Below are 25,012 nucleotides of genomic sequence, written 5' to 3'. Positions count from 1 at the left end.
CGCCCCCCCGCCTTTGGTTGCAGAACTATCGAAAGGGCTATCTTTGCGAAGCCGTTACGGGTTTGTGGTTTATCATGTATCGGTTTTCATAGGCAGGAGGCTCCACCCGCTGCAGTTTCGGCCTGAGCAACCATAAACCACCAACCATAAACTTCAAAACATAAACCAATCTCATGTCCCGAGTTTTGATTATTGGCGCCGGGGGCGTCGGCAGTGTAGTAGCGCACAAATGCGCGATGAACAGCGACGTTTTTACCGACATCATCCTGGCCAGCCGCACGAAGTCGAAATGTGATAAAATTGCCGCCGAAATTCAGGAGATGCACGGCGTCACCATCCGTACCGATGCCGTTGATGCCGACGTAGTGGCCGAGATGGTCGCCCTGATTCGTAAATACGAGCCTAAGCTGGTGATCAACGTGGCCCTGCCCTATCAGGACCTGCCTATCATGGACGCCTGTCTGGAAACCCGCACGCACTACATGGACACGGCCAACTACGAGCCCAAAGATGTGGCCAAGTTTGAATACAGCTGGCAGTGGGCCTACAAAGAGCGGTTTGAGCAGGCGGGTATCATGGCATTGCTCGGCTGTGGGTTCGACCCCGGTGCCACGCAGGTATTTACGGCCTATGCAGCCAAGCACCACTTCGACGAGATGCACTACCTCGACATTGTGGACTGCAACGCGGGCAACCACGGAAAGGCCTTTGCGACCAACTTCAACCCCGAAATCAACATCCGCGAGATTACCCAGCCGGGCCGCTACTGGGAAAACGGCGAGTGGGTCGAAATTCCGGCCATGAGCCAGCACAAACCCATCGACTACCCCGAAATCGGCCCGAAAGAGTCGTATGTGCTGTACCACGAAGAACTCGAATCGCTGGTGAAGAACTTCCCGACCCTGAAGCGGGCGCGCTTCTGGATGACCTTCGGGCAGGCGTATCTGACCCACCTCGAAGTGCTGCAAAACGTGGGTATGACGAGCATTCAGCCGATCAACTTCCAGGGGCAGCAAATTGTACCGCTCGAATTCCTGAAAGCTGTACTCCCCGCCCCCGATACCCTCGGCGAAAACTATTCGGGTCAAACGAGCATCGGTTGCCAGATCAAAGGCGTGAAAGACGGTGAAGACCGCACCTACTACATCTGGAACAACTGCGACCATGCCGAAACCTACAAAGAGGTGCGCGGACAGGCCGTGAGCTACACCACGGGCGTACCGGCTATGATCGGTGCTATGCTCATGCTGCGGGGCGACTGGATGAAGGCCGGTGTCTGGAACTGCGAAGAACTCGACCCAGATCCGTTCATCGAGCAAATGAACAAGCAGGGGCTTCCCGTACAGGAGCGCATCAACATACCCCTGCCGCACGAGTACTAGGGTTTAGGGTTTTTGGTACTCACTAAAAACCATAAACGGGTGTAGGACAAGTTCTTTGTGATAAGCTCGCCGGACGCTTCTTCGACCGCCCGGCGGCCCGGAGGATTACAGGATGTACAGGATTATTTTTAAGGAAGAAAATCCTGTACATCCTGTAATCCTGTCGAAAAAAATAAACTTGTCCTACACCCGATAAACCCTAAACCAAAAACTCCAAACCCACTATATTGGTCTGACGATTAGCTTCTTTTTGCCATGCGACACTTCTTTATGGTTTGCCCGGCGCTGTTGCTTACCTTGCCCGCGCTCGCCCAGACCACTACCCCGGCCGCGCCGGTCACAGTTCAGAACATGCAGCAGTGGGTAGGCTCCAACACCTTCGGCGTGATGCAGCGCATAGACACCCGCTACGAAGGCGTGCAGGGTAGCCCTTATTTTCTGAACGACTGGAGCCTCGGCCGGGTCGATCTGGTTACGGGCCGTAATTACGAGAGCGTACCCATCAAGTACGATGCGTACAGCCAGAATCTGGTGCTCAAGCGCCCGCAGGCCAACGACTCCATCATCGTGTACCCCAATCAGGTAAAGCAATTTGTGCTCCGCTCCGACGACGGGGCCGAGTGGCTGTTCCGACGTTTTGCCGACCTCAAAACCGACGACACCAGGCTCCGGGGCAGTTATTTTCTCGTTTTGTACGACGGCAAAACATCGTTGCTCAAGCGCGTGGGCAAGGAGTTCCGGCAAGCCGATTTTAAGTCGCCCTACTCGACCGATACCCGTTACGATGCCTACACTAACGAGTACACCTATTTTGTACTCAAACCCGATCAGACAATCACCAAGGTCAAAAAAGGCAAAAAGGGCATCATAGAGGCACTGAGCGATAAAAACGGCCCACTCGAAACGTACATCAAAGGCGAAAAACTGGACGCCAAAACCGATGCCGAGCTGGCGCAGATCGTGAAGTATTACGACAGCTTGTGAAATAGACAGGGCACCTGCATCCAACAGACACACGCTAAAATCTGCTGGATTATGCAAACGCCCTCGACACTGAACGACATTGTCTTTGAATCGCGCAACCGGGCCTACGGGGCCTATCTGTTGCGGCAACGGTACCAACCGACGCTTACCCGCGCTTTGGGTTTGGGCGTCGGTTTGTTTTTGTTGGGGGTATCAGCCCCCACGCTCTACGCCCGGCTGAACCCGCAAACCGGGCCGTCGGAATACCTCCGCGAGGTGACCCTCGAAAACGCCCGGCTCGACACGCCCCCCGCCGAAAAACCCGTTGAACTACCACCGGTAGAGGAGCTGCCAACCCCCAAAACGGTTCGAAGCCTGCCGCCCGAAGTACTGCCCGACAACGAGGTCACCGCTGCCGACCTCCCCCCAACCGTGGAGGAATTGGCCGAGGCAACCCCAAGCGACCAAACCCGCGAAGGAACCGGCGACGAAACCGCAATCATAGCCCCGCCCGAAGAGGCCGTGACGCCGACCAAAACCGAGTCGGCCATTGACGTGACGCCCGAAAAAGAACCTGAGTTTTTGGCCGTTGAGCAGCAACCTGAGTTTGCGGGTGGCCTGGAAGCCCTCACCCGTTACCTCACAAACAACCTCAAATACCCACGACAGGCCGCTCAGGCAGGCATCAGCGGACGCGTGTATGTGGGTTTTGTGGTCAACTCCGACGGCTCGCTGACCGACGTACAGGTTCTGAAAGGTATTAGCTTCGGCTGCGACGAAGAAGCCCGCCGGGTGGTGCAGCAAATGCCTCGCTGGAAACCCGGCCGTCAGTCGGGTCGTCCGGTGCGGGTCCGGTTTACGCTGCCCATCGCCTTCACGCTGGAGTAGGTTGGCTCGGGTGCAAACAGAGCCGGAGTTGTCTGGTGGTCAGCCTATATTCGGAGAACTGTTTGCGGCCGGGCGGCTACCAAGTTTCCAGATTGACTACCTTTGCGGTATGAATACAACCATCGAATCCATCATCAACGACATACCCTCGCCCTGCTTCGTACTTGAAGAGGATAAACTCCGCCAAAACCTCCAACTGATCGACTCGGTGCAGCAAGCCGCTGGTGTACAGATTATTCTGGCACTCAAAGGGTTTTCGATGTTCAGCGCGTTTCCGATTGTGCGCGAGTACCTGAGCGGAGCCACGGCAAGCTCGCTCAACGAAATCAAGCTCGTAAACGAGTACATGGGCATTCGGGCACACGCCTACATTCCGGCGTACCGCGACGATGAATTTGAGGAAGTCCTTAACCGCAGCAGTCACGTCACCTTCAACTCCTGGAGTCAGTGGGAGCGGTTTGGTCAACGGGCGCGGGAACGGGGCGTTTCGTGCGGGATTCGGGTCAATCCGCAGTATTCGGAGGTGGCTACCGATATGTACAACCCCTGCGTGCCGGGCTCACGGCTGGGTGTCACACGCGACAAACTGCCCGACCAATTACCCGATGGCCTGGAAGGCATCCATTTCCATACACTCTGCGAAAACGACTCGTACACCCTCGAACGGACCCTCGAAGCCCTCGAAAGCCGTTTTGCATCGCTATTGCATCAGGCCAAATGGGTGAACATGGGCGGAGGCCACCTCATGACCCGCGAAGGCTACAATACCGAGCACCTGATTGGGCTCCTGAAAGCCTTCCGGGAAAAATACAACGTGGAGGTGATTATGGAGCCTGGCTCGGCCATTGGCTGGCAAACGGGCGTTCTGACGGCTACCGTTCTCGACGTATTCGACAGTCAGGGTATTGACGTGGCCGTGCTCGACACCTCGTTTGCGGCCCACATGCCCGACACCCTCGAAATGCCTTACAAACCCCGGATTCGGGGAGCGTACCAGGAACCCGTTGCCGACAAACCGACTTACCGACTCGGCGGCATGACTTGCCTGGCCGGCGACTTCATGGGTGATTACTCGTTTGACCAACCCCTACAGGTGGGCGACACGATTATTTTCGAAGACATGATTCACTACACGATGGTGAAAACTACCACCTTCAACGGGGTGGGTCTACCCGCCATCGGCATCCTGAAAGCCGACGGTACCTTTGCCCTCGTGCGCCAATACGGCTACGAAAGCTTTAAGGATAGACTGAGTTAAAAGCGAAAGAGTGAATGAGTGAAAGAGCGCAGGTTGTCATGGTTGCTCATTCACTCTTTCGCTCTTTCACCTTCAAGCTTTTTACCGCCCTCTCCCGGTACTGCTCTCGGTGGTAGCCATGAGCGGGTATTGATCGAAAATAGATCGGACGATGCCTTTGAAGTAGTTATTCTTGAAGTTGGGGTTGCGCATCATCTTCGACGCGTACCCTTTCCAGATTACCTGATACGTTTCGGCGTCGATGAGCGAAATCATCAGAGTTCCCTCGTCGAGGTTATAATCAATGCGTTTGTAGGTCGCGTCGTCATCTTCCCGAACCACCCAGTCTTTGATTACGGGCTGCTGATACCCCCGGAACCGGAGATCGGAGCGGAAAATATTGTACGAAATCAACAGATTGGGATTGCGGTTGCTCACTTTATAGCCACGTGCTTCCATCTGATGGCGAATAGCGTCCTGAATATCGGAGCACAGCAACGTAGAGTCAATGAATTCACACTCCAGAAAGTTAAAGGACGTATAGTTTTTGAAATGGCCTTCGTAGCTGTAATCATGCTCAACGAACAACTTACCGGGTGTACAGCCAATCGAACTTAGGCCGACAACGGCCAATACAATGAGAGCGCCAAAGATTTTCCGCATGACCTGAGGAGAAGTAAATGTTTAACTGATACTGCTGATTTTACAGGTTGATAATACAACTACCGTTCAAACGCAATGTACCCATCAGTTGTTTGAGAACCAAGCCCATACCGCGGAATTATTTCAAAAACTTACCCGCGATAATAAAATAGGCCCTGCTTCATTTCAGCCTTTGTAACCGGTACGTCGAACGCGCAACTACCCCGCCCATCGAGCAACGCCATCCGGACTTGTCCGGCCCGATTTTTCTTATCCTGAAGGGTCAGGGTCAGAATCGGGTCCATGTCTTCGTCCTTTAGTCGGGTTCTTCCATATACGGCAAACAGGTACTCTTCGATTTCGGTAAGCAAGGTTTCGTCGATCATTCCTTTTTTAAACGCGATGTAGGCTTCGGCCACCATCCCGGCGGCAATAGCCTCACCGTGCAGCAGCCGTCGGCGGGAATCTTCCAGAAAATGGGTTTCGATAGCGTGGCCGAGGGTATGGCCAAAGTTCAGGATCTTCCGCAGGCCCTTTTCGGTGGGGTCTTGCGCCACCACCCGCTCTTTCACGGCCACCGAGTGCGCCACCAGTTCGGGCCAGTTTTGGTCGTTCAGCTCCAGGCGCCGGATTTTCTGCCACTGTTCGGCGTCGGCAATAAGGCAGTGTTTGATAATTTCGGCAAAGCCCGACCGCAACTCCCGCTCGGGCAGGGTAGCGAGCATGGCGGGGTCAATGAGTACGGCATCGGGCAATTTGAAAACGCCGATATGGTTTTTGAGCCCCTGAAAGTCGATACCGAGTTTACCACCCACGCTCGCATCAACCTGCGAGAGCAGCGTAGTGGGTAACTGCGCAAACGCAATGCCCCGCTTGTAGGTAGCGGCACAAAAGCCTCCCATATCGCCAATAACGCCCCCGCCGAGGTTAAGCAGGAGCCCATGCCGGTCGAAGTTGGCGCGGGTGAGGGCATCCCAGATGGTTTGGCAAGTCGCTAAATGCTTCTGTTCTTCACCCGCCCGAATCCGGATGAGCGTATGTTTAGGCAGAATCGGTTTGAGCACCGGGTAGCAGTGCCGGTAGGTATGGTTGTCGACCAGAACAGCAATGGCCGATGGGTCGATTTGGGCGATGAAAGCAGGGAGGCTTTCGGGCAGAGAGGCTATGATTACCGAAGACATAGCGCAAATATAGGAGAATACAGGAGGTAGGAGATAGGAGTGAGGAGATGCTGACGCGTAAGCAATACTCGTGCGTCAGCAACTCCTCACTCCTCACTCCTATCTCCTATCTCCTACCTCCTCACTCCTATCTCCTCCTACGAAATCACTTTCAGCCCGTCGGCGAAGGCTTTCATCTGCTCCATGGTGCCCAGGCTCACCCGGCACCAGTATTGCCCATCGAATTTCCACTGACGCACACTCACGCCCTGATCCATCATTTTAGCTGTGAAATCTTCGCCTTTCATCCGGATCGGGAACATCACAAAGTTGGCGTCGGAGGGCAGGGCCTCGTAGCCATTGTCTTTGAGCACATTGGCCAGAAACGCCTTCGATTCGGCCGTTTTGCCCAATGACCACTTCAAAAATGCTTTGTCGGGCATACTTATGAGGGCCGCCCGCACCGACGTCATGCTGATGCCCCCACCATTGGGCGAGAAAGCGGCAATCTGCGCCAGCGTTTCGGGCTTGCCGAGCAGATACCCGATGCGCAACCCGGCAAAACCGTGTACTTTCGAAAAGGTCCGGCTGATGAGTACGTTCTTTCCTTTCCGCACCAGATCGACCATCGAGGCCGCTTTAGGGTCGGCTACGTAATCAATATAGGCCTCGTCCACAAAAACAGGCGTTTTATCGGCCGTAGCTCCGATAAAGCTGCGCAGTTTGGCCGGGTCGGTCAGAATAGCCGTGGGGTTGTTCGGATTGCAGAGGTACACCAGACTCGTCTTGGCCGAAATCCGGTCGCTTAGCTTTTGCAGATTCTGATCGTACCCATCGGCCGCCACCAACGGCACCCGCTCGGCCGTCATGCCGTGACGCAGAGCCGCGCGGGGCAGAGCCTCAAACGTGGGGTCCGGAAACACCAGATTGTTGCCCGCCGGGGTTTTGTAGGCATAGTACATCGCCGTAGCACTCAGCAGCTCCCCCGAACCGGCTCCCAGCAAAACGCACTCCTCGGGCACACCCTCTTCCTGAGCCACCATTTTTTTGAACTGCCGGGTGTACTCCATTGCGTACAGGTACCCATCGGGGGCAGCTTCGCCAATGGCTTTGAGCACCTTGGGCGAAGGTCCATAGGGGTTTTCGTTGGCCGACAGGCGGGCTTTCAAAGCCACCGTTTTGGGCGGGCCGCCCACCGGCGCTTCACCGTTCAGGAAAGCCACTTCGTCGAGCCAGGGCTCGCACGATGTACCGGCCAACGCGTTGGAAAGGGGCATACCGGCCAATCCGAGCCCGGAAATCAGACCAGCCCGTAGCCAGTCACGACGGTTAATGTGTTGCATAAACGTGGTTAGTGATGAACGATTAGCGATAAGCGATGAGTGATGAATCCTCTTGTAACTGTGAACCGTTCATCACTCATCGCTCATCGTTGTTTAATTAATTCCCTGCACGCGAGATAACCGACTGAAGACCTGGCTTTTGTGCGACCCGGTCCAGGTAAGTAATACTACACTACCTGAGCGCGGGGTTGCCACGCCCAGCTCCGACCAGGTTTTGGTCAGGGTAGCTCGGCCCCGGCTATCGGTTGTGACATCGCCGAGGGCGGTGCCGTTGCGGAGGGTCACTTTCAGGGCCAGCCCCGTCACCGGAATTGAGTCGATTCCTACTTTGTTGTTCAGGATTCCGTCTTTGTTCAGCTCCAGAATCCGAACGCCAACGCTCACCGTACCACTTACCTTTTGCGATACCACGGGTTCGCCTGTAAGACCACCCCCATCGCCAGTAGCGTTTTCGATAATTACCAGCACCGGAGCCGCTACCCGATCGACAAACGGGTCATCGACCTTCTGACAGGCCGAAAGCCCCAACAGTCCGGTAATGCCTACCAAACCCCAGGCTAACAGCCGGTTTTTACAATTTAGCCAAATTCGGCCAGTCAAACGGTTATTTTTCAGCCAGTTTCGTTTCATATTTTTCAGGGTTAAAAGCCGACATCCTATTTTTCTGACCACCAGAGTTTAGCCTTCGTGTCGTTCTTTCCGCCGATCATCGTCAACGCTTTAGCCATGTTGGCGTTGTTGAGCGAGGCTTCGGAGGTCGGATACGGCAAACGGGTAGGCAACACCCCGTCGTTTTCAAACACAGCCCGCGGGTCTTTGGGCGGTAATACAGGCAGGCCCGTCCGGCGGTATTCGGTCCAGGCCTCCAGGCCCTGCCCAAACAAGGCAATCCACTTTTGCTCCAGCACCTTCTCGCGGGTCACCGTACCCACTGTTTTGAGGTAGGTATCGGTCATTTTGAGACCGTACTGCTCAAATGAAGCGGTCATCCCCTTTTCAAAATACGTTTGGGCACTCCCCGAAACGTCGCCGTCGAGAGCCGCTTCGGCCAGAATCAGGTTCAGTTCGCCATACGTCATAACCACCTGGGGCGACGTTTTCTGGATAAAGTACGTGCCGATGTTGGAGCTGCTGCCGAGGTAGGTGGTTGCAATAGCATCGGGCAGGCCGTTGGCATGGCCTACATATTTGCCGTCTTTGTTCGGTTGGGCGTACACGGTCAGGCGCGGGTCGGCCAGGTCGGTGAGCTTGTCGACAAGGGTTTTGCTCACGTTCCAGTCGGTACGGCTATCGTTGACCATCACCAGATACAGCTCATTGTTGCTCGACAGCACCTCGGTGCATTTGAGCGAGGCATTATCGGCATTGCTTGTAAACACGGGATATTTGGCCGGGTCGCCCAGAATCTCGGCCATAATCGCCCGCGACTCCGTCGCTTTTTTGGCCGCCTGCCGGTTGGCCAGTCGGATGCGGAGCGAGTTGGCAAACTTCTTCCACTTCAGAATATCGCCGTTGTACAGAATATCGCCCGATACGGCCGGACCACCCACTACCAGTTTTTCGTTGGCCGTTTTGAGGTCGGCCAGCATCCCGGCATACACCTTGTCCATCTCGTCGTACGTTGGCGAATAAACCGGCTGTTCGGCGGTGCCTTTGAGGGCTTCGGTGTACGGAATTGGGCCGTAGAGGTCGGTCAGGAGCGAAAACGTCCAGGTCCGCATGACGATGGCGATTCCCTCGTAGTTGGTATTCTGAAACTTGCCGCCCGGCTGCGACAAGCTCACCATCCGCTGAAAATTGACCAGACCATCGTTGTAGAGGGCTTTCCAGTTGTTGTTGTAAAACGCCACAGAAAGCCCGTAGTTATCACCTTCGTTGGAATAGATATTCCGGGTGAGGTACTGCATCCAGAGCATGGCCCCGTCGAGGTTGAGCCGTTCAAACCGGTCGCGGCCACCCCATGAGCGGTCTATCACCTTCTCGATCCCGTACGGCAACAGATACTGCGGACTGAGGGCCGTGGGGTTGTTGGGGTCGGTGTTCATCGCGTCGAAGTCGCCCGTGCAGGACGAGACCGTTAGCATGACCCCTATGAATAGGAAAAAGGCTTTCATCATTTTTTAGTTTAGGGTTTTCAGTTTACGGTTTAGAGTTAATTGTTGCACGAAGCGACGATTCTTCGAAGCCTATTGCACGCGTCAGCTAACTGAAAACTGTAAACCGTAAACTGAAAACTCGTTTAAAAACTGAGATTCAGGTTGACACCGATGCTTCGGCTGCTGGGGAGTTCGCCGTACGCGAAACCCTGGGCGTTGCCGCCAAAACGGTCCACTTCGGGGTCTATGTGGGGGTTATTACGGAACAGCATGAGCAGGTTACGCCCCACCAGCGAAACCTTGGCCGACCGGATAAACTTACCCGCCAGCAGAGCCGGTGGCAGCGCATACCCGATAGATGCCTCGCGCAGTTTCACATACGACCCGTCGAAGATGGCGGCTTCGTGGTAGCGCCGGGGGTTATTGTAGCCGTAGAGCGTAGTGGCCGGCACAATCACGGTGTTGGGTACGTACTGCGGGCTTTCGGGCGTCCCGATGTTCACCACGCCTTTGCCAATAATGCCCTCCTCTCGGCCCACCGCCGTTTCGGCCAGCTGACCCGTCCAGCGGGCGGTGCCGGTGCCTTCGTCGAAGAAATCACCCCCCATTTTTACGTCCACCAGCGCCGACACCACTACCCCTTTGTAGTTGAGTGTATTGAGCCAGCCGCCCGTCCAGCGGGGTTGGATATTGCCCAGCACCCGCGCCGTTGTCGACACAACGGGCAACCCATTGTTGTAGATGATCTGCCCATCGGGTGCCCGCTCAAACCCGATTCCGAACAGGGTGCCGTAGGCTTCGCCCACGCGGGCTTCGGAGTTGAGGCCCTGCCGGGCGTTGAGCACGTAGGTTGTCAGGCCCTCGGCCAGCTCAACCACCCGGTTGCGGTTGCGGGCAAAGTTGAGGATTGTTTCCCAGGTCAGGCCCGAGGGTAGCTTCACGGGCGTACCCGACAAAACAATCTCGATTCCCTTGTTGGTGAGCATACCCGCATTGAGCACCCGCTGATTGTAGCCACTCGCCTTGGAAATATCGACGGCCAGAATCTGGTTGCGCGATGTCTGATCGTAGTAGGTTACGTCGAGCCCGATGCGGCCTTTCAGAAACCGCAGATCAAGGCCCAACTCCTTGCCCGTTGTGATTTCGGGTTTGAGGGTAGCATTGGCAATGCGGATGTTTTCGTAAAACTCCGGCACCGAACCATTCCACGAGCCCCCCGACCGGAACGTCTGCGTCAGCTGGTAGGGGTCGGCATCGTTGCCTACCTGCGCCCACGACGCCCGCACCTTCCCGAACGACAGCACACCTGAGGAGAGGTTGAGCAGGTCGGTCAGCACGGCCGACGCCGACACCGACGGGTAGAAATAGCTCCGGGCGTTGGACGGCAACGTGCTCGACCAGTCGTTGCGGGCCGTTGCGTTCAGAAACAGGGCGTTGCGCCAGCCAAACTCGGCCGAGGCAAACAAACTGTTCATCTGCGATTTCTGGATGGCACTTTCTACCGCATTCTGGCTCACGTTGGAATTGGCCAGATTGTACAGACCATCTACCACCAGTTCGCCCACGTAGGTGTAGTTGCGTTTGTAGTAGTTGGTGCGCTGCACCCCACCCACCTGTACATTGGTGGTGATGTCGGGGGTTATGGTTTTGTTGTAGGTCAGCATGAAGTCGTGGTTCGTCTCCTGCCGCCGGAGCACTTCTTCGGAATAGCGGCCGGGGGTGCGGTTGCCATTGCGCACCCGCTCAAAATTGACCACATTGATGCGGGTATCCGTCCAGAAATCGGTACCACTACGGAGCAGCAGGCTCAGGCCCGGCATCAGCTGGTAGTTGAGCGCCAGGTTACCTACCAACCGATCTTTGTCGTTGGTGAACGGCAGCATTTCGGCACTGAAATAAGGGTTCGTGAAAAACGTGTGCTGCCAGTTGGGCGGGTCGGTATCGGCGGGGCGGCCGGGCAGGGCCCGCTGAATATGCACCGATGTGTAGTCGCGCCAGTTTTTCAGGCGGCTCCAGTCGGTTTGGCGATGCGCCCAGATAAACTGCTGCCCTTCCTGATAGCCCCGGTTACCGCCCGATTTGACATACTCGCTCGAAATCGTGACGGTCAGTTTGGGCGTAAAATTGTAGCTCCCGTTAAACTTGAAGTTATCGCGCTGGAAGTCGTTGTAGAGCATAATCCCCTGCTGGGTAAGCCGCCCGAGCGACAGCCGGAAATTGCCCTTGTCGTTGCCTCCCGAAAGAGCCACACTGTTGGTGAATGTTTTGCCGGTTTGCCAGTAATCATGCCAGTTGTTCGGCATGGGTGTCAGCGGAGCCACTTCGGTCCCACTCCACCAATGCCGCACCAGCCGCCCGTCCATCGGTGCTCCCCAGCTCTCGTCGGTACCTTCAGTGCCGTTGAGCGGAGCATTTGGCCCATAGGCCGCCCGGTATTGGGCTATCTCTTTGGGATCGGTAATGGCCCCGCTCCAGCCATCGTTGTACCAGGTCCGGTAGCCGTTGCCGCCACCGTAGGTATTCTGAAACTCGGGCGAAATCCAGGCCCGGTCAACGGTCACGTTGGAGTTGATTTCGACGCCGATTCCTTTGGCCCCGGCTCCCGTTTTGGTCGTGACCAGAATAACGCCGTTGGCCGCCCGCGAGCCGTACAAAGCAGCCGCGTTGGGGCCTTTGAGCACACTGATCTCCTTGATATTGTCCGGATTGATCTCCGACAGCCCCCCGCCAAACTGCTTCTCGGAGGTTTGCTGAATCGGAACGCCATCCACCACAATCAGGGGTTGGTTATTACCCGAAATCGACGCAGCCCCCCGAATCTGAATGCTGGAACCGCTACCGGGCCCGCCATTGCTGCCGATGCGCAAACCGGCCACTTTACCCGAGAGCGCATTGGCCACGTTGGTAGCCCGCGCTTCAGTGAGCGACGAGCCTTTGATTTCCTGCACCCCGTAGCCCAGGGCCTTTTTTTCCTTGGCGATGCCAAAGGCCGTTACCACCACCTCGGCCAGTTGCCGGTTATCGGAGCGAAGCGTGATGGGTAAATTCGTGCGGGAACCTACCGATATCTCTTCGGTGGCGAAGCCAATGGCGCTGACAACCAGAATGGCTTTATCGTCGGGAATACGTAGCGAAAACATCCCCCGGGCATCGGTGGTCGTACCGGTTGTACGGCCCGACGTTTCGCTGCCTTTTAACACCACGTTGACACCCGGCAGGGCGCCTTCTTCAGCCGACGTGACGGTGCCCGTCAGCATACGCTCCTGTGCATGGGCTACCAGCGTCAAAAACCCCAAAAGAAAAGAGAGTAGTCTTGTTTTCATTCGATAAGGCGGTTTGAAAAGTGAGTATCCCTTTGTCAGACTGCCCCGGCAGGCGCAACCCATACGCACACTGGCCGCCCGGTGCGCACAACCGCCCCAGCCGGGCAGTCTGACAAAGGCCCGTTGGCCGACTCCGGTGAGTACGGCAAAGCAGACCAGCCTAACCCAAGCGCCAGAAATAGAAGACACTATCTACCCGGCCCGGCTCCAGGAGCCAGTTGTTGAGTTGGTTACGAGAAACGAATGGTACGAAGGAGCCCCCCGAACGGAGGCATCGGTTCATGCGGGTTTCGCCGGGCTGTCCATCGAGTGTGGTACAGATCGTAGCGAGACCTCAGTCGGCCCTGACCCAAGTGCGGCCAGTAGTCAGCGCCGAAGCGGTAAGCCGGTTTTGTTGTACGTCAAATATAAGCATCAATCCTATATATCCAAATTATATTTTATGATTTTTATCAATAGCCGACCAAAATTTTATCATTTACATGTTTAACCAAATTAAATCCTTAGTCATTTTTTATTTATTCCTTAGAAAATACAACTTTTTACTAATCTACCGGATATAGAGAGAATTATTGACGAAAATCATCCGCTAACCAGGCTGTATCCTTTTTATTTCGGCGGAAAGAGGCCAATTTTGCCCTAAAACCGATCATTCTATATTTTATCAACTTTCATTATGATGTTTTCTTTACGAAAACTCCTGATGATGTTCATCGTGTTTAGCGTTGTGGCTCTGGGAGCACACGCTCAAAATGACTTCATCACGGGTAAAGTAACAGCTGCCGAAGACGGTGCCCCCATTCCGGGCGCGAGCGTGGTAGTTAAAGGAACTTCGCGCGGTACCAATACCGACGCTAACGGTACGTTTCGTATTCAGGCCGGCCGGGGTCAGGTACTACGTATAAGCTACATCGGCACCAAAACCCAGGACGTAACCGTGGGCAACGCCACCGTGCTGAACGTAAAACTGGAGCAGGAAGCCGGTAGCCTCAACGAAGTCGTGGTAACGGCGCTCGGTATCCAGCGCGAAAAACGTCAGTTGGGTTATTCTGTATCAGAACTGAAAGGGGCTGATTTGGCCAACTCTCAGCGCGACAACTTCATCAATGCCCTGCAAGGCCGCGTAGCTGGTCTTACGGTAGGTACGTCGAGCGGGATGCCGGGTGCCTCGTCGGGGGTGCAGATTCGGGGGATCAACTCGATTTCGGGTAACAACCAGCCGCTGTACGTTGTCGACGGGATGCCTATCGACAACCGCACCGCCCAAAACAACCAGTTTGTAGCGGGCGGTATCTCAGGGCAGTCGTTCGAAAACCGGAACATCGACTTCTCGAACCGGGCGCAGGACATCAACCCCAACGACATCGAAACCATCACGGTACTGAAAGGCCCCGAAGCAGCCGCCCTGTACGGGGTTGAAGCGGCCAACGGTGCCATTGTTATTACGACCAAGAAAGGCAAAGCCGGTGCCGGCCGCATCAACTACACCAGCACGTACACGATTCAGAAAGTAGGACTACTCCCCGAAACCCAGAAAGTGTACAGCCAGGGCAACAACGGGGTGAGCCAGAACACCAGCTTCAACGCATTTGGCCCACGCTATGCCGAAAACACGCCCCTGTACGACAACGCCAACTCGTTTTTGCAGACCGGTATCGGGCAGCGGCACAACATCTCGTTCGACGGTGGGTCGGATCGGTACACCTACCGGCTTTCGGGTGGGTATTTCAATAGCAAGGGCGTAGTACCCACTACGGAGTACAAACGCTTAAACGTGAGCCTCGGCGGTACTGCCAAAATGAGCAACAAACTGTCGCTCGAATCGACCTTGCAGTACATCAACACCGACAACGTGAAGGTATCGAAAGGGGCAAACTCGTTTTTGCTGGGCCTTCTGTCGTGGCCTTCGAGCGACGACATGACGAGCTATCTCAACCCCGACGGGTCGCGCCGGAAGGTAACCTCGGCCACGAGCGAAATTGAAAACCCGTTCTTCGACGTGAACAAAAACAAGCTTCGTGACCGGGGCAACCGCGTGATTACAAACGTAGGGGCCAATTTTGCCGCTACCGACTGGTTGACGTTTACCGGCCGGGTGGGTCTTGATGTGTACTCAACGCAGTACATGTTTATGTACCACCCCGAATCGAACCGCTCGGGCGGGGTTATCGGCGGGGCCATCGACCAATCGACCGATAACAACCGGACACTTACGGCCCAGTATTTTGCCACGGCCAAGAAAGACTTTGGCAAGCTGAGCACCTCGGTGCGGGTAGGTCAGGCTATTTACGACTACAACTACCGCTCGCTGGCTACGCGGGGTGAGAAATTCCTCGACCCTAACTTTGTTTCGATCAACAATACCGACCCCCTCACCCAGAAATCGCGTGAGTTTGTACGGCAGCGCCGGTTGGTGGGTGTGTTTGGCGACGTAACGCTCGGGTATAATGATGTCGCGTTTTTGACCGTGACCGGCCGTAACGACTGGTCGAGTACGTTCCCGAAAGCGTCGCGTTCGTTCTTCTACCCCTCAGCTTCGTTCAGCTTAGTGTACACGGACCTGATCCCTCAGGGCCGCTTCCGCGATGTATTGAGCTACGGTAAGTTCCGTATTTCGGCCGCACAGGTGGGTAAAGAGGCTCCCGAATATTCGACCTCGCAGGCCTACGAAAGCCAGACCACCACGGGCGGTGGCTTTAGCTACGGCTTTACGGCGCCCAACCCGTTCCTGGTTCCCGAAAAAGTAACGTCGTTTGAGGTAGGTACGGAGATGAAGTTTTTCAACAACCGGCTCGGCTTCGATCTGGCGTATTACAAGACCAACAGCGTTAACCAGATCATCCGCGATTTGCGTATTAGCTACGGTACGGGCTTTATCCTGAAGGTAATCAACGGCGGGCGGCTCTGGAACGATGGCGTCGAGCTGTCGATCAATGCCGAACCCGTTCGGACAGCCAACTTCAACTGGAATCTGGTGGCCAACTTCACCAAGACCAACAGCCGCCTGGCCGAGCTGCCCAGCGGTCAGTCTGAGTTTTATAACTCCGACACCTGGGTGTTTGGCAACGTACGCAACGGAGCCCGCCTGAACGGCCCGCTGACAACCCTCACCGGCAACAGCTACGTGCGCAACACGCGGGGTGACATTCTGATCAGCCCCGTATCGGGCTTACCCCTGACCGAAACCGTCTGGAACGTGGTAGGCGACCGCAACCCCGATTTTGTAGTGGGTTTGGTGAATACGTTCTCGTACAAAAACTTTGGCCTCAACTTCGTCATCGACGTGCGTAAAGGGGGCGATGTATTCAACGCGACCGAGCTGTACCTCTACAACCGGGGTCTGAGCCCCAAAACCCTCGATCGTGAGAAACCGTACACGTTTACGGGTGTGTTGAAAGACGGACTCGAAAATACCGACAACCCAACGCCCAACACGATTCAGGTAGTGCCGTACTACAATAACAGCTTCTATACGGCCCTGGCCGACGAGGAGTTTATTGAGCGCGACGTGAACTGGATGCGCCTGAAAGAACTGACCCTGCGCTACAACTTTGCCCCCTCGCTGCTGCAACGGTCGCGGGTGGTCAAAACGGCAGGTTTGTTTGTTACGGCCAATGACCTGTTTATGCTCACCAACTACACCGGTGGCGATCCGGGCGTTAACGCGGCCAATACCGTAACCGGCGGTTCGGGCGGTATGGGCATCGACTACGGCAACTTACCCCTGCCGCGCGTGTTCAACATTGGGGTGAATATTGGTTTTTAACGCGACAAACGAATGAACCTGAAGAAATTCTCCGCACTGCTGCTGGCCGGTCTGGGCCTGTCGCTCAGTAGCTGCGATAAATACTTAGACATCAACAAAAACCCCAACAACCCCGACCAGGTTGAGGCTGCGCTGCTGCTGGCTCCGATTCAGAACCAGTATGTACTCGGTATTCAGTTCGACGCCCGGTACATCGGTTCGTACGTGCAGAACTGGCACAACGCAACCGCCGGTGTTGTGTGGGATCTGCACAGCTACGCCGTCAACAGCGATGCCGGGGGCGAAATCTGGCGGAACGTGTACTGGCGCGGGGGCCGCAACACCCTCAACATGATGGCCGATGCCCAGGCCAACGAGCGCTGGGATTACCTCGGTGTGGGGCAGGTACTGCAAGCCTGGGGCTGGCAGATGCTCACCGATGTGCACGGCGAGATTATCCTGAAAGAAGCCTTCGATCAGGACCCGAACAAAAACACCTTTAACTACGACACCCAGGAAACGGTGTACGCCGAAGTGGTGCGGCTGTTGCAGGAAGGCATCAAAAACCTGAACCGGGCCGACGGCCGCGTATCAACGGCCTCGCTCGGCCGGGGCGACCGGATTTACGGGGGCGACCGCCTGAAATGGAAGAAGTTTGCGTACGGCCTGCTGGCGATCAACGCGCATCATCTCTCCAACAAACCGTCGTTGTACAAGCCCGATCAGGTGATTGCCTACGTCGATAGTGCCTTCACGAGCAATGCCGACGATGCCCTGTTTACATTTAACGGCCTCAGCACCGCCGATGGCTCGTTTTTCGGACCACTGCGCCAGAATATGCAGGCCTACGGGCAGGGAGCCTTTCCGGTACGGCTCATGGACGGCACCGTGTTTACCGGCGTGCGCGACCCCCGCTTGCCTATTCTGCTGGCTGCCAGTGGCGACGGCACGTTCCGGGGCATCAACCCCGGCGCGGGGCAGTCGACGGCGACCAGTGTGCCTGTGCCCACGCGGGTTCCCTCACCCTGGGGGACACAGGTGGCGGTATTGCCCCCAGCCGGTACTACGGGTAAGTTTATCTTTACCGATAAAGGGCCGTTTCCGCTTATGACCTATGCTCAGCTTCAGTTTATCAAAGCCGAAGCCGCGTTTATCAAAGGCGACAGAGCGACCGCCCTGGCCGCGTACCGTCGGGGTATCGAAGCGCACATGACGGCCTCGTGGGTCAACGTTCCCGCAGCCGACCGCACGGCGTACCTGAGCAACCCGCTGGTGGTGCCTGCTACGGCCGCCGGACTGACGCTGAGCCAGATCATGTTGCAGAAGTACATAGCCCAGTGGGGCTGGGGCTTCCTGGAGCAGTGGTCCGACCTGCGCCGGTACAACTATAACCCGGAGGTATTTACGAGCTTCCAGCTGCCCACAGTAGCGACCGTCAACAACGGAAAACCGGCTCAGCGCATCCGGCCCCGGTACAACTCGGAGTACGTCTGGAATCTCGAAGCCCTGCGCCCGCTCGGTGGTCTCGAACTCGATTATCACACCAAACCTGTTTGGTTTACCCAACCTTAAGCTGGCCGGGGCTGGTGGTTTTTTAGCTACCAGCCCCAGCCCGAACTATTTGACATCATGCTCAAAAATATTCTGTTTATCTTCTCGGCTGCGGTGTTGCTGTTCTCCTGCGAGAAAAACGCCCTGCAACTGCCCACCGAACCCGTCGGAGCCGGAGCACGGCTGAAGCTGATTCACGCGGCCCCCGACCTGCCGGGTATCGACCTGCTGATTGGCGGTAAAAAGTTCAGCGCCTTCACGCCCGTTGGTGCCACGACCACCAACCCCGGCACGCCCGCCGGTGTGCCCTACAACAACACATTTCCGGGCAACTTAGCCAACTACGCGCTGGTCACACCGGGACAGGCAGCCATCACCATTTCGGCGCCGGCCAGCACCACGGCTGGCAGCGCTACGGTAGTTACGGAACAGTCGATCACGCTGGACGACAACAAGTACTACTCCCTGTTTGTGGCAGGCCCCACGGCCAAGCCTGAGGTTCTGTTGCTCACCGACGATTTTGGCTCGGCTCTCGATGCCACCAAGACGTACGTACGATTCATCAACCTGACTTCGGGGGGGACGTATGACTTTGCTCTTTCCAACGGCACCATGCTAGCACCCGCACTGGCTTTCAAAGGCGTTACGTCGTTTATCGCCATTGATCCGGCCATCACGCCTTCGTTTGTGTTCCGCGCACCGGGTACTACCGCCAACCTAGGCACGATTACACTTACCAACACGGCTGCCGGTCGGGTAATCACGATCTTTACCCGCGGGGTAGTAGGCCGAACCGGCACGGCTGCACCCGGCATCAACCTGTATATCAACCGGTAACGAGCTGAGCCACCTTCCAGAGCCGCTTTGCATACGCAAAGCGGCTTTTTTGTTCTGGACGAAAATGGCTGATGGTATTTTTATACAAAACGGCTGTGGATTGGGCCAGAAAAAAGCTAATTTTGTTAGGATAGCAAAACCGAAAAAAGATGCCTGTTCGTAAAGCAACCCAACACCTTCCCCCACTGGTGATACGCGGACGTAATGCAACGGGTAAAATTATTGAGGGTATCATCCCCGCTGGAGAGCATCCTGCAGAAGACCCTGGTTTGGCCATTCAAAAAGTACTGGCTAAACGCAAAAACATCATACCCACGCCTATACTCCCCGAATGATCAGTGCTCCGCCAAACTCGTTTGTGCTGGTTGATAAAGGCGTAATGAGTCGTTTCCTTTTGGGAAAGCCACAAATTACTGAAGCTTACACCAAGCTTACAAATACCTCCGTACCAGTCATTTCAGCCAGTATTTATATTGAGCTTATGCGATGGTTGGTTAATATCCGTGGGCGCAAGGTTGATCCCATCACCAAAAAAGAGTTTGAGTTTATTCGGAGACAACTCGATAAGTATGTGCAGCTCAATCACGCAGAATGCATCGAACTGGCAGTTGAAGTGTCTCGGATTTATCCAGACACTGGTCTAGGGGACTGTTTCACGATTGGTGTTAGCTTATTTTTCGATATCCCTGTATTCACGCTCAACCAGAAACACTTCGAGCGGATACCGGGCTTGCGGCTATACCGCCCTGACAATTACGACCTGCTGGAAACTAATTGAGCACTCTCCATTTCACTTTATCTACATTCGTTACTATTCCGTTCAATCATGCTCATTCCTAAAGCACGTAGGAACAATCAGCGGCTTAACCCGCTTTTACCTCTACCCGGTACGCTTGCGGGCTTACCCTGAGCGGGCCAATTGGGCCGTAACCGGTGTGTATTACCCGACTCAACCGTTTGCCATGAACGTGCTGCTGACCGGGGCAAATGGCTTTCTCGGAAGCCATATTGCCCGCCAACTGATCGAGCGGGGCTATACCGTGCGGGCCCTGCTCCGCCCCAATAGCCCCACCCCTACCCTCAACGACCTACCCATTGTACCCGTGCCGGGCGACCTACGCGACCGGGCTTCGGTTGTTCGCGCGGCCGATGATTGCCAGTACATCATCCATGCCGGGGCGTTGGCGTCGGTAAACCCGGCTCGTAACAAAACCGTTTGGGATATCAACCTCGACGGAACCGAGAACGTGCTGCGGGCCGCTCACCTCACGGGGGTAGAGCGGCTTGTGTATGTGGGTACAGCCAATGTGTTTGGCTTCGGGACAAAAACGAGTCCGGGCAACGAAAACAGCCCCTACGTAGGTACCCGATACGGACTCGATTACATGGACAGTAAAGAAGCCGCCACTCGCCGGGTAATGCAGTCGGGCGTGCCGGCCGTGAGTGTACACCCGACGTTTATGCTCGGTTCTATGGACCACAAACCTACGTCGGGCGCACTGTTGCTGGGACTTTATAAACGGCAGGTAGCCGGAACGCCGGTGGGCGGCAAAAACTACGTACACGTAGCTGATGTAGCAACGGCAACCGTCAACGCCCTAACCAAAGGGCGCGTGGGTGAGCAGTATATTCTGGGAAATCAGAACCTGAGCTATGCCGAAGCCTTTGCCCTCATGGCCGAGGTGATGGGTTGCCGCGCTCCGTCGGTGACGATTCCGAAAGGCTTGGCCTGGGTAGCCGGGCAACTGAGTCAGCTTCAGGCCACCCTAACCCGTAAACCCGCCCGTCTCAACCCGGCGATGGTGGCCGTAGCCAACGACGGCCATTATTTCGAGGTGCAAAAGGCCATTCGCGAACTCAACCTCCCCCAAACGCCGGTTCAGGAGGCTATCCGCGACGCATTCGACTGGTTCCGGGCCAACGGGTACGTATAGCCCGCCAAAATTTCTTTTTTTCGATAGCCCGAATGCAGTCCCCCGGCGTATTATGGACGAAACACAGTCCATTATGCGTGAACCCGCTCAAACCGTGCAACTGGCTTTACACGGCGGCCCCAAAACGGTGCAGTCCCAATTTGTGTGGCCTGTTTTCGACGAACGGGAGGTAAACACCGTGGCCGACCTGGTCCGTAGCGGGCAGTGGGGCAACCCCGACTGCACGGGTCTGGTAGCCGAGTTTGAAGCGCAGTTTGCGGCTTACTGCGGCACCAAATACGCCATTAGCTGCGTCAACGGGTCGGTATCGCTACGGCTGGCGCTGATGGCCTGCGGAGTTCGCCCCGGCGACGAAGTCATTGTGCCGCCCTACACGTTTATTGCCACGGCTTCAACGGTGCTGGAGGTAAACTGCGTCCCGGTTTTTGTGGATCTCGACCCCGATACCTACAACCTCGACCCGGCTCGCATCGAAGCCGCCATTACCGACCGTACCCGCGCTATTATTCCGGTGCATTTTGCGGGCTTACCCTGCGATATGGACGCTATTATGGCCATAGCCGAGCGGTACAACCTGCGGGTTATTGAAGATGCCGCCCACGCACACGGAGCCGAATACCGGGGCCGCAAACTCGGCTCGATAGGCGATCTGGGCAGTTTCAGCTTTCAGTCCTCCAAAAACCTGACCTCAGGCGAAGGCGGTATGGTCATTACCAACGACGATGCCCTATACCGCACCGTCGAATCGCTGCGCAACGTGGGGAGGCTACCCGAAGGGCAGTGGTACGACCATTTCAATCCCGGCTGCAATTACCGGATCAGCCCGCTCCAGGCCGGGTTGCTGATTGAACAACTTAAGCGACTCGACGACCAAACCCGCCGACGGCACGAAAACGGGCTTTACCTCGACTCCCTGCTGGGTGCCATCGACGGAATACGGCCTATGAGCCGGGGTAACGCGCCCCTCGTACACGCCCGGCACCTGTATCTGTTTCGGTACAACAAACAGGCGTTTGCCAACCTGCCCAAAGCCGAATTTGTTCAAATGCTGGCGGCCGAGGGCGTCCCGTGTTCGGGTGGTTATCCGCACCCATTATACAAACAGCCCCTATTCCAAAACCGCAACTGGATGTGCTACGCCATCCCCGACTGGGTGGATTACGGGCCCGTACATTGCCCCGTTGCCGAACACGCCTGCTCCGACGAAGGAATCTGGATTTTTCAGCACGCCCTGCTCGGTACCCGCACCGATATGGATGCGTTTGCCGATGCCATCCGCAAAATCCAACAGGCGATGACCGGTTTATAGTTTGACCCCACCCCTTTCCCTTCCCTCAGGGGGAGCGTTTCGGGGCTGGAATTATTCACAGAATGAAAAGTAGTTTGAAGTGCAAGTAGATACGGATTCCTTCCTCTTTTTGACCGCTCTTTTTCACACCCCAGCACCGGGTCACCGGCCGCCAAGAACTAAAAACCAAGAACTAAAAACCAAAAACTAAGAACTAAAACCGGCACACCGGCCGCCATAAACCCCAATACACCCACTTGACTGCATGAAACGCTTTTTATCGGTTTTCTGGCTCTTTTCACTCCTTTCCACCTTCCTCCTGATTGACTCCGGCACTGCCCGGAGTCAATCTATTCAACTACAACAGGCCGCCTTACTGGTATCGCCGGGCATACCCGCCCCCATGCGCGAAACCGCCCCGCAGGTACTTCAGGAAGAAGTAGCCAAACGCACCGGTATCCGGCTGACGACGCGTACCGATTGGCCCAAAAACACGGTAATCGCCTTCGCTCTAGCTACCGATACCGAGCTGTACGGCGTCTCAGTCCCCACAACGCACAAACCCGACAAGCCCGAAAGCTTCGCCATTGTGACCAACGTTCAACCCCGCCAAACTACCATCTGGGTCATTGGGCACGACAGCCGGGGTATTTTGTTCGGTACGGGTTGGCTGCTGCGTAACCTGCGGCTTTCGCCCAAACAAGCCGAGCTACCCGGTTCGGTGGCGCTGGTGTCGGCCCCGGCCTACCCCATTCGCGGGCATCAGCTCGGTTACCGCACCACGGCCAACTCATACGATGCCTGGAGTGTGGCCCAATACGATCAGTACATCCGCGAACTGGCCCTGTTTGGCACCAATGCGGTAGAGGCTATTCCGTTTCACGAAGACGACAAACCCAGTCCGCACTTTAAAATCCCGGCGGCCGAAATGCGTATTCGCATCGGCGAAATCTGCCAGAAATACGACGTTGATCACTGGGTCTGGACCCCGGCAACGTTCGACCTCACCGACGCGCCCAAACGACAGGCCGAGCTGGATCGGCACGAAGCCTTTTACCGGGCCTGTCCCCGGCTGAACCATATTTTTGTGCCCGGTGGCGACCCCGGCCACAACCACCCGCGCGACCTGATGCCGTTTCTGCGCGACCTGCACACGCGGCTGGTGCGCTACCACCCTACCGGGCGGGTCTGGCTTTCGTTGCAGGGCTTCAGCGTCGATCAGATGGACTACGTGTTTCGGTACCTGAACACCGAGAAACCCACCTGGCTGGCCGGGCTGGTGCACGGGCCGGGTAGTCCTCCCCTGGCCCAAACCCGCTTTCGGTTGCCTAAGCAATACCAGATGCGGCAATACCCCGACATTACGCACAACATCCGCTGCGAATTTCCGGTCGAACGGTGGGATCAGGCCTTTGCGCTCACCCTTGGGCGCGAGGCCGCTAACCCCCGCCCGTTTTTCTTCGCCCGGACGCAGGCCACCTGGGCCCCGTTTACCGACGGATTTGTGTCGTACTCCGACGGTTGCCACGACGACGTGAACAAGGTAGTCTGGAGTATGCGCGGCTGGGACCCCACCAAAGATGTACGGGAGATTCTGGCCGAATACAGCCGGTTTTTCTTTGGCCCGACGCTGGCCGAGCCCGTAGCCGATGGCATAGCCGCACTGGAACAAAACTGGCACGGCCCGTTGGCCGAAAACGGGGGCGTCGAAGCGTCATTTGCGTTCTGGCAGAAGCTGGAAACGGACGCACCGGCCCTGTCGACCAACTGGCGGTGGCAACTGCTTTTGCTGCGGGCCTATTACGACACCTACACCCGCCGACGGCTGTTGTACGAGCAACGGCTCGAAGGGGAAGCCAATGCCCTGCTGCTGCGGGCCACCGACCCCAAAGCGGCTATGCGTCAGGCGCTGTCCCTTGTCAATCAGGCTGATAAGCAGCCCGCAGCTCCCGTACTCCGGCGCCGAATTGAGCAGTTATGTACCGATTTATTCGCGTCGGTGGGTCTCCAGACGAGTGTCGAGCGGCATCAGGCGCGCAGTCCTGAACGGGGTTGCGTCCTCGATTTTGTCGACTATCCGCTCAACAATCGCTGGTGGCTGGCCGATCAGTTTGCCCGGATTGATTCGCTGCCCGACAAGGCGGCCGCGCAAAGGCGCCTGCACGAAATTGCCACCTGGGAAAATCCGGGACCGGGCAGTTTTTACGACGATGTGTCGAGTGTGAGCAAGGGGCCGCGGGTCAAAACTATCTCCGACGATGCCACCGACATTGCCTGGTGGGACAATGGCAGCAGCCGGACGCGGCTATCGTCGCAAACGTTTCAGCGCTGCCCGGCCCTCGATTACGAAAACCTCGATCCCGGCGCCCGCTACACCCTGCGCGTAGTTGGGTTTGGTGAAGCCCTGCTGCGGGTGGATGGGCAACGGCTCGAACCGACCGTGTATAACCGGCAGGCTGATACCGTAAAAGAGTGGGTAGTGCCGCTCACGGCCACGCAGGACGGCCGGATTCAGGTCACGTTTGATCAGCCCGAAGAGTCGCACCTCAACTGGCGTCAGAACTCGCGGATTTCTGACATCTGGCTTATCAGGGAACAACTAGAGTAAACGGCGTGACCGGGT

Annotated in this window: 18 protein-coding genes; 12 read left to right on the top strand and 6 right to left on the bottom strand. The window is 56.3% G+C overall.

Annotated features, from left to right (window positions below):
* Positions 1 to 173 precede the first annotated feature (173 nt).
* From RUDLU_RS0120295 to nspC, 4 genes are all read left to right on the top strand, one after another.
* Positions 174 to 1,382 (top strand): saccharopine dehydrogenase family protein, encoded by a 1,209-nt coding sequence (locus RUDLU_RS0120295; RefSeq protein WP_027303242.1) that lies wholly within the window; start codon positions 174 to 176, stop codon positions 1,380 to 1,382.
* A gap of 255 nt (positions 1,383 to 1,637) precedes the next feature.
* Positions 1,638 to 2,366, top strand: a complete 729-nt coding sequence (locus RUDLU_RS0120290; protein ID WP_019990261.1) for a hypothetical protein — start codon at positions 1,638 to 1,640, stop codon at positions 2,364 to 2,366.
* Between the two features lie 51 nt (positions 2,367 to 2,417).
* Positions 2,418 to 3,233, top strand: a complete 816-nt coding sequence (locus RUDLU_RS0120285; RefSeq protein ID WP_019990260.1) for an energy transducer TonB — start codon at positions 2,418 to 2,420, stop codon at positions 3,231 to 3,233.
* A gap of 109 nt (positions 3,234 to 3,342) precedes the next feature.
* Positions 3,343 to 4,491 (top strand): carboxynorspermidine decarboxylase, encoded by a 1,149-nt coding sequence (gene nspC / locus RUDLU_RS0120280; RefSeq protein ID WP_027303241.1) that lies wholly within the window; start codon positions 3,343 to 3,345, stop codon positions 4,489 to 4,491.
* 81 nt (positions 4,492 to 4,572) lie between these two features.
* Here the strand turns inward: nspC and RUDLU_RS0120275 are convergent, their stop codons facing one another.
* The 6 genes from RUDLU_RS0120275 to RUDLU_RS0120250 form a co-directional block, all read right to left on the bottom strand.
* Entirely contained in the window at positions 4,573 to 5,133 is a 561-nt protein-coding gene (locus RUDLU_RS0120275) for a DUF4136 domain-containing protein (protein ID WP_019990258.1), read from the bottom strand.
* Between the two features lie 131 nt (positions 5,134 to 5,264).
* A complete protein-coding gene (gene aroB, locus RUDLU_RS0120270) occupies positions 5,265 to 6,293 on the bottom strand; it encodes a 3-dehydroquinate synthase (RefSeq protein ID WP_019990257.1) in 1,029 nt (342 codons plus the stop codon).
* A gap of 137 nt (positions 6,294 to 6,430) precedes the next feature.
* Positions 6,431 to 7,615: a pyridoxal phosphate-dependent aminotransferase gene (locus RUDLU_RS0120265; RefSeq protein WP_019990256.1), complete on the bottom strand. Its 1,185-nt coding sequence runs from the start codon at positions 7,613 to 7,615 to the stop codon at positions 6,431 to 6,433.
* Positions 7,616 to 7,708: 93 nt separating this feature from the next.
* Positions 7,709 to 8,245 carry a hypothetical protein gene (locus tag RUDLU_RS0120260; protein ID WP_019990255.1) on the bottom strand — a complete coding sequence of 179 codons (537 nt, stop codon included), beginning with the start codon at positions 8,243 to 8,245 and terminating at the stop codon, positions 7,709 to 7,711.
* Positions 8,246 to 8,271: 26 nt separating this feature from the next.
* A complete protein-coding gene (locus RUDLU_RS0120255; RefSeq protein WP_019990254.1) occupies positions 8,272 to 9,732 on the bottom strand; it encodes a SusD/RagB family nutrient-binding outer membrane lipoprotein in 1,461 nt (486 codons plus the stop codon).
* Between the two features lie 122 nt (positions 9,733 to 9,854).
* Complete coding sequence (locus RUDLU_RS0120250) at positions 9,855 to 13,034, bottom strand: SusC/RagA family TonB-linked outer membrane protein (RefSeq protein ID WP_027303239.1); 3,180 nt, start codon at positions 13,032 to 13,034, stop codon at positions 9,855 to 9,857.
* A gap of 676 nt (positions 13,035 to 13,710) precedes the next feature.
* Between RUDLU_RS0120250 and RUDLU_RS0120245 the strand changes: the two genes are divergently transcribed.
* From RUDLU_RS0120245 to RUDLU_RS0120210, 8 genes are all read left to right on the top strand, one after another.
* Positions 13,711 to 16,800 (top strand): SusC/RagA family TonB-linked outer membrane protein, encoded by a 3,090-nt coding sequence (locus RUDLU_RS0120245; RefSeq protein WP_019990252.1) that lies wholly within the window; start codon positions 13,711 to 13,713, stop codon positions 16,798 to 16,800.
* Positions 16,801 to 16,812: 12 nt separating this feature from the next.
* On the top strand, positions 16,813 to 18,351 hold the full coding sequence (locus tag RUDLU_RS0120240) for a SusD/RagB family nutrient-binding outer membrane lipoprotein (RefSeq protein WP_019990251.1): 1,539 nt from the start codon (positions 16,813 to 16,815) through the stop codon (positions 18,349 to 18,351).
* Between the two features lie 57 nt (positions 18,352 to 18,408).
* Positions 18,409 to 19,167, top strand: a complete 759-nt coding sequence (locus RUDLU_RS0120235; protein ID WP_019990250.1) for a DUF4397 domain-containing protein — start codon at positions 18,409 to 18,411, stop codon at positions 19,165 to 19,167.
* A 149-nt stretch (positions 19,168 to 19,316) separates the two neighbouring features.
* Complete coding sequence (locus RUDLU_RS30185) at positions 19,317 to 19,502, top strand: hypothetical protein (protein ID WP_019990249.1); 186 nt, start codon at positions 19,317 to 19,319, stop codon at positions 19,500 to 19,502.
* A complete protein-coding gene (locus RUDLU_RS0120225; RefSeq protein ID WP_019990248.1) occupies positions 19,499 to 19,945 on the top strand; it encodes a type II toxin-antitoxin system VapC family toxin in 447 nt (148 codons plus the stop codon). Before RUDLU_RS30185 ends, RUDLU_RS0120225 begins: the two co-directional genes overlap by 4 nt.
* A gap of 115 nt (positions 19,946 to 20,060) precedes the next feature.
* Positions 20,061 to 21,101 carry an NAD-dependent epimerase/dehydratase family protein gene (locus RUDLU_RS0120220; protein WP_019990247.1) on the top strand — a complete coding sequence of 347 codons (1,041 nt, stop codon included), beginning with the start codon at positions 20,061 to 20,063 and terminating at the stop codon, positions 21,099 to 21,101.
* A gap of 52 nt (positions 21,102 to 21,153) precedes the next feature.
* Positions 21,154 to 22,410 carry a DegT/DnrJ/EryC1/StrS family aminotransferase gene (locus RUDLU_RS0120215; RefSeq protein ID WP_245581694.1) on the top strand — a complete coding sequence of 419 codons (1,257 nt, stop codon included), beginning with the start codon at positions 21,154 to 21,156 and terminating at the stop codon, positions 22,408 to 22,410.
* A gap of 244 nt (positions 22,411 to 22,654) precedes the next feature.
* Positions 22,655 to 24,997, top strand: a complete 2,343-nt coding sequence (locus tag RUDLU_RS0120210; RefSeq protein ID WP_019990245.1) for a hypothetical protein — start codon at positions 22,655 to 22,657, stop codon at positions 24,995 to 24,997.
* Positions 24,998 to 25,012: the final 15 nt, after the last annotated feature.

It is taken from the genome of Rudanella lutea DSM 19387, assembly GCF_000383955.1.
In the GTDB taxonomy this organism is placed as follows: Bacteria; Bacteroidota; Bacteroidia; order Cytophagales; family Spirosomataceae; genus Rudanella; species Rudanella lutea.
This window is presented reverse-complemented; position numbering and strand designations above follow the sequence as displayed.

Bases quoted from the DNA above. Each gene is read 5' to 3' on its own strand.
- RUDLU_RS0120260 (WP_019990255.1), bottom strand. From the start codon at position 8,245: ATGAAACGAAACTGGCTGAAAAATAACCGTTTGACTGGCCGAATTTGG.
- RUDLU_RS0120245 (WP_019990252.1), top strand. From the start codon at position 13,711: ATGATGTTTTCTTTACGAAAACTCCTGATGATGTTCATCGTGTTTAGC.
- RUDLU_RS0120295 (WP_027303242.1), top strand. From the start codon at position 174: ATGTCCCGAGTTTTGATTATTGGCGCCGGGGGCGTCGGCAGTGTAGTA.
- RUDLU_RS0120290 (WP_019990261.1), top strand. From the start codon at position 1,638: ATGCGACACTTCTTTATGGTTTGCCCGGCGCTGTTGCTTACCTTGCCC.
- RUDLU_RS0120265 (WP_019990256.1), bottom strand. From the start codon at position 7,615: ATGCAACACATTAACCGTCGTGACTGGCTACGGGCTGGTCTGATTTCC.
- RUDLU_RS0120215 (WP_245581694.1), top strand. From the start codon at position 21,154: ATGGACGAAACACAGTCCATTATGCGTGAACCCGCTCAAACCGTGCAA.
- RUDLU_RS0120210 (WP_019990245.1), top strand. From the start codon at position 22,655: ATGAAACGCTTTTTATCGGTTTTCTGGCTCTTTTCACTCCTTTCCACC.
- RUDLU_RS0120240 (WP_019990251.1), top strand. From the start codon at position 16,813: ATGAACCTGAAGAAATTCTCCGCACTGCTGCTGGCCGGTCTGGGCCTG.
- RUDLU_RS0120255 (WP_019990254.1), bottom strand. From the start codon at position 9,732: ATGATGAAAGCCTTTTTCCTATTCATAGGGGTCATGCTAACGGTCTCG.
- RUDLU_RS0120250 (WP_027303239.1), bottom strand. From the start codon at position 13,034: ATGAAAACAAGACTACTCTCTTTTCTTTTGGGGTTTTTGACGCTGGTA.
- nspC (WP_027303241.1), top strand. From the start codon at position 3,343: ATGAATACAACCATCGAATCCATCATCAACGACATACCCTCGCCCTGC.
- RUDLU_RS0120275 (WP_019990258.1), bottom strand. From the start codon at position 5,133: ATGCGGAAAATCTTTGGCGCTCTCATTGTATTGGCCGTTGTCGGCCTA.
- RUDLU_RS0120285 (WP_019990260.1), top strand. From the start codon at position 2,418: ATGCAAACGCCCTCGACACTGAACGACATTGTCTTTGAATCGCGCAAC.
- RUDLU_RS0120235 (WP_019990250.1), top strand. From the start codon at position 18,409: ATGCTCAAAAATATTCTGTTTATCTTCTCGGCTGCGGTGTTGCTGTTC.
- aroB (WP_019990257.1), bottom strand. From the start codon at position 6,293: ATGTCTTCGGTAATCATAGCCTCTCTGCCCGAAAGCCTCCCTGCTTTC.
- RUDLU_RS30185 (WP_019990249.1), top strand. From the start codon at position 19,317: ATGCCTGTTCGTAAAGCAACCCAACACCTTCCCCCACTGGTGATACGC.
- RUDLU_RS0120225 (WP_019990248.1), top strand. From the start codon at position 19,499: ATGATCAGTGCTCCGCCAAACTCGTTTGTGCTGGTTGATAAAGGCGTA.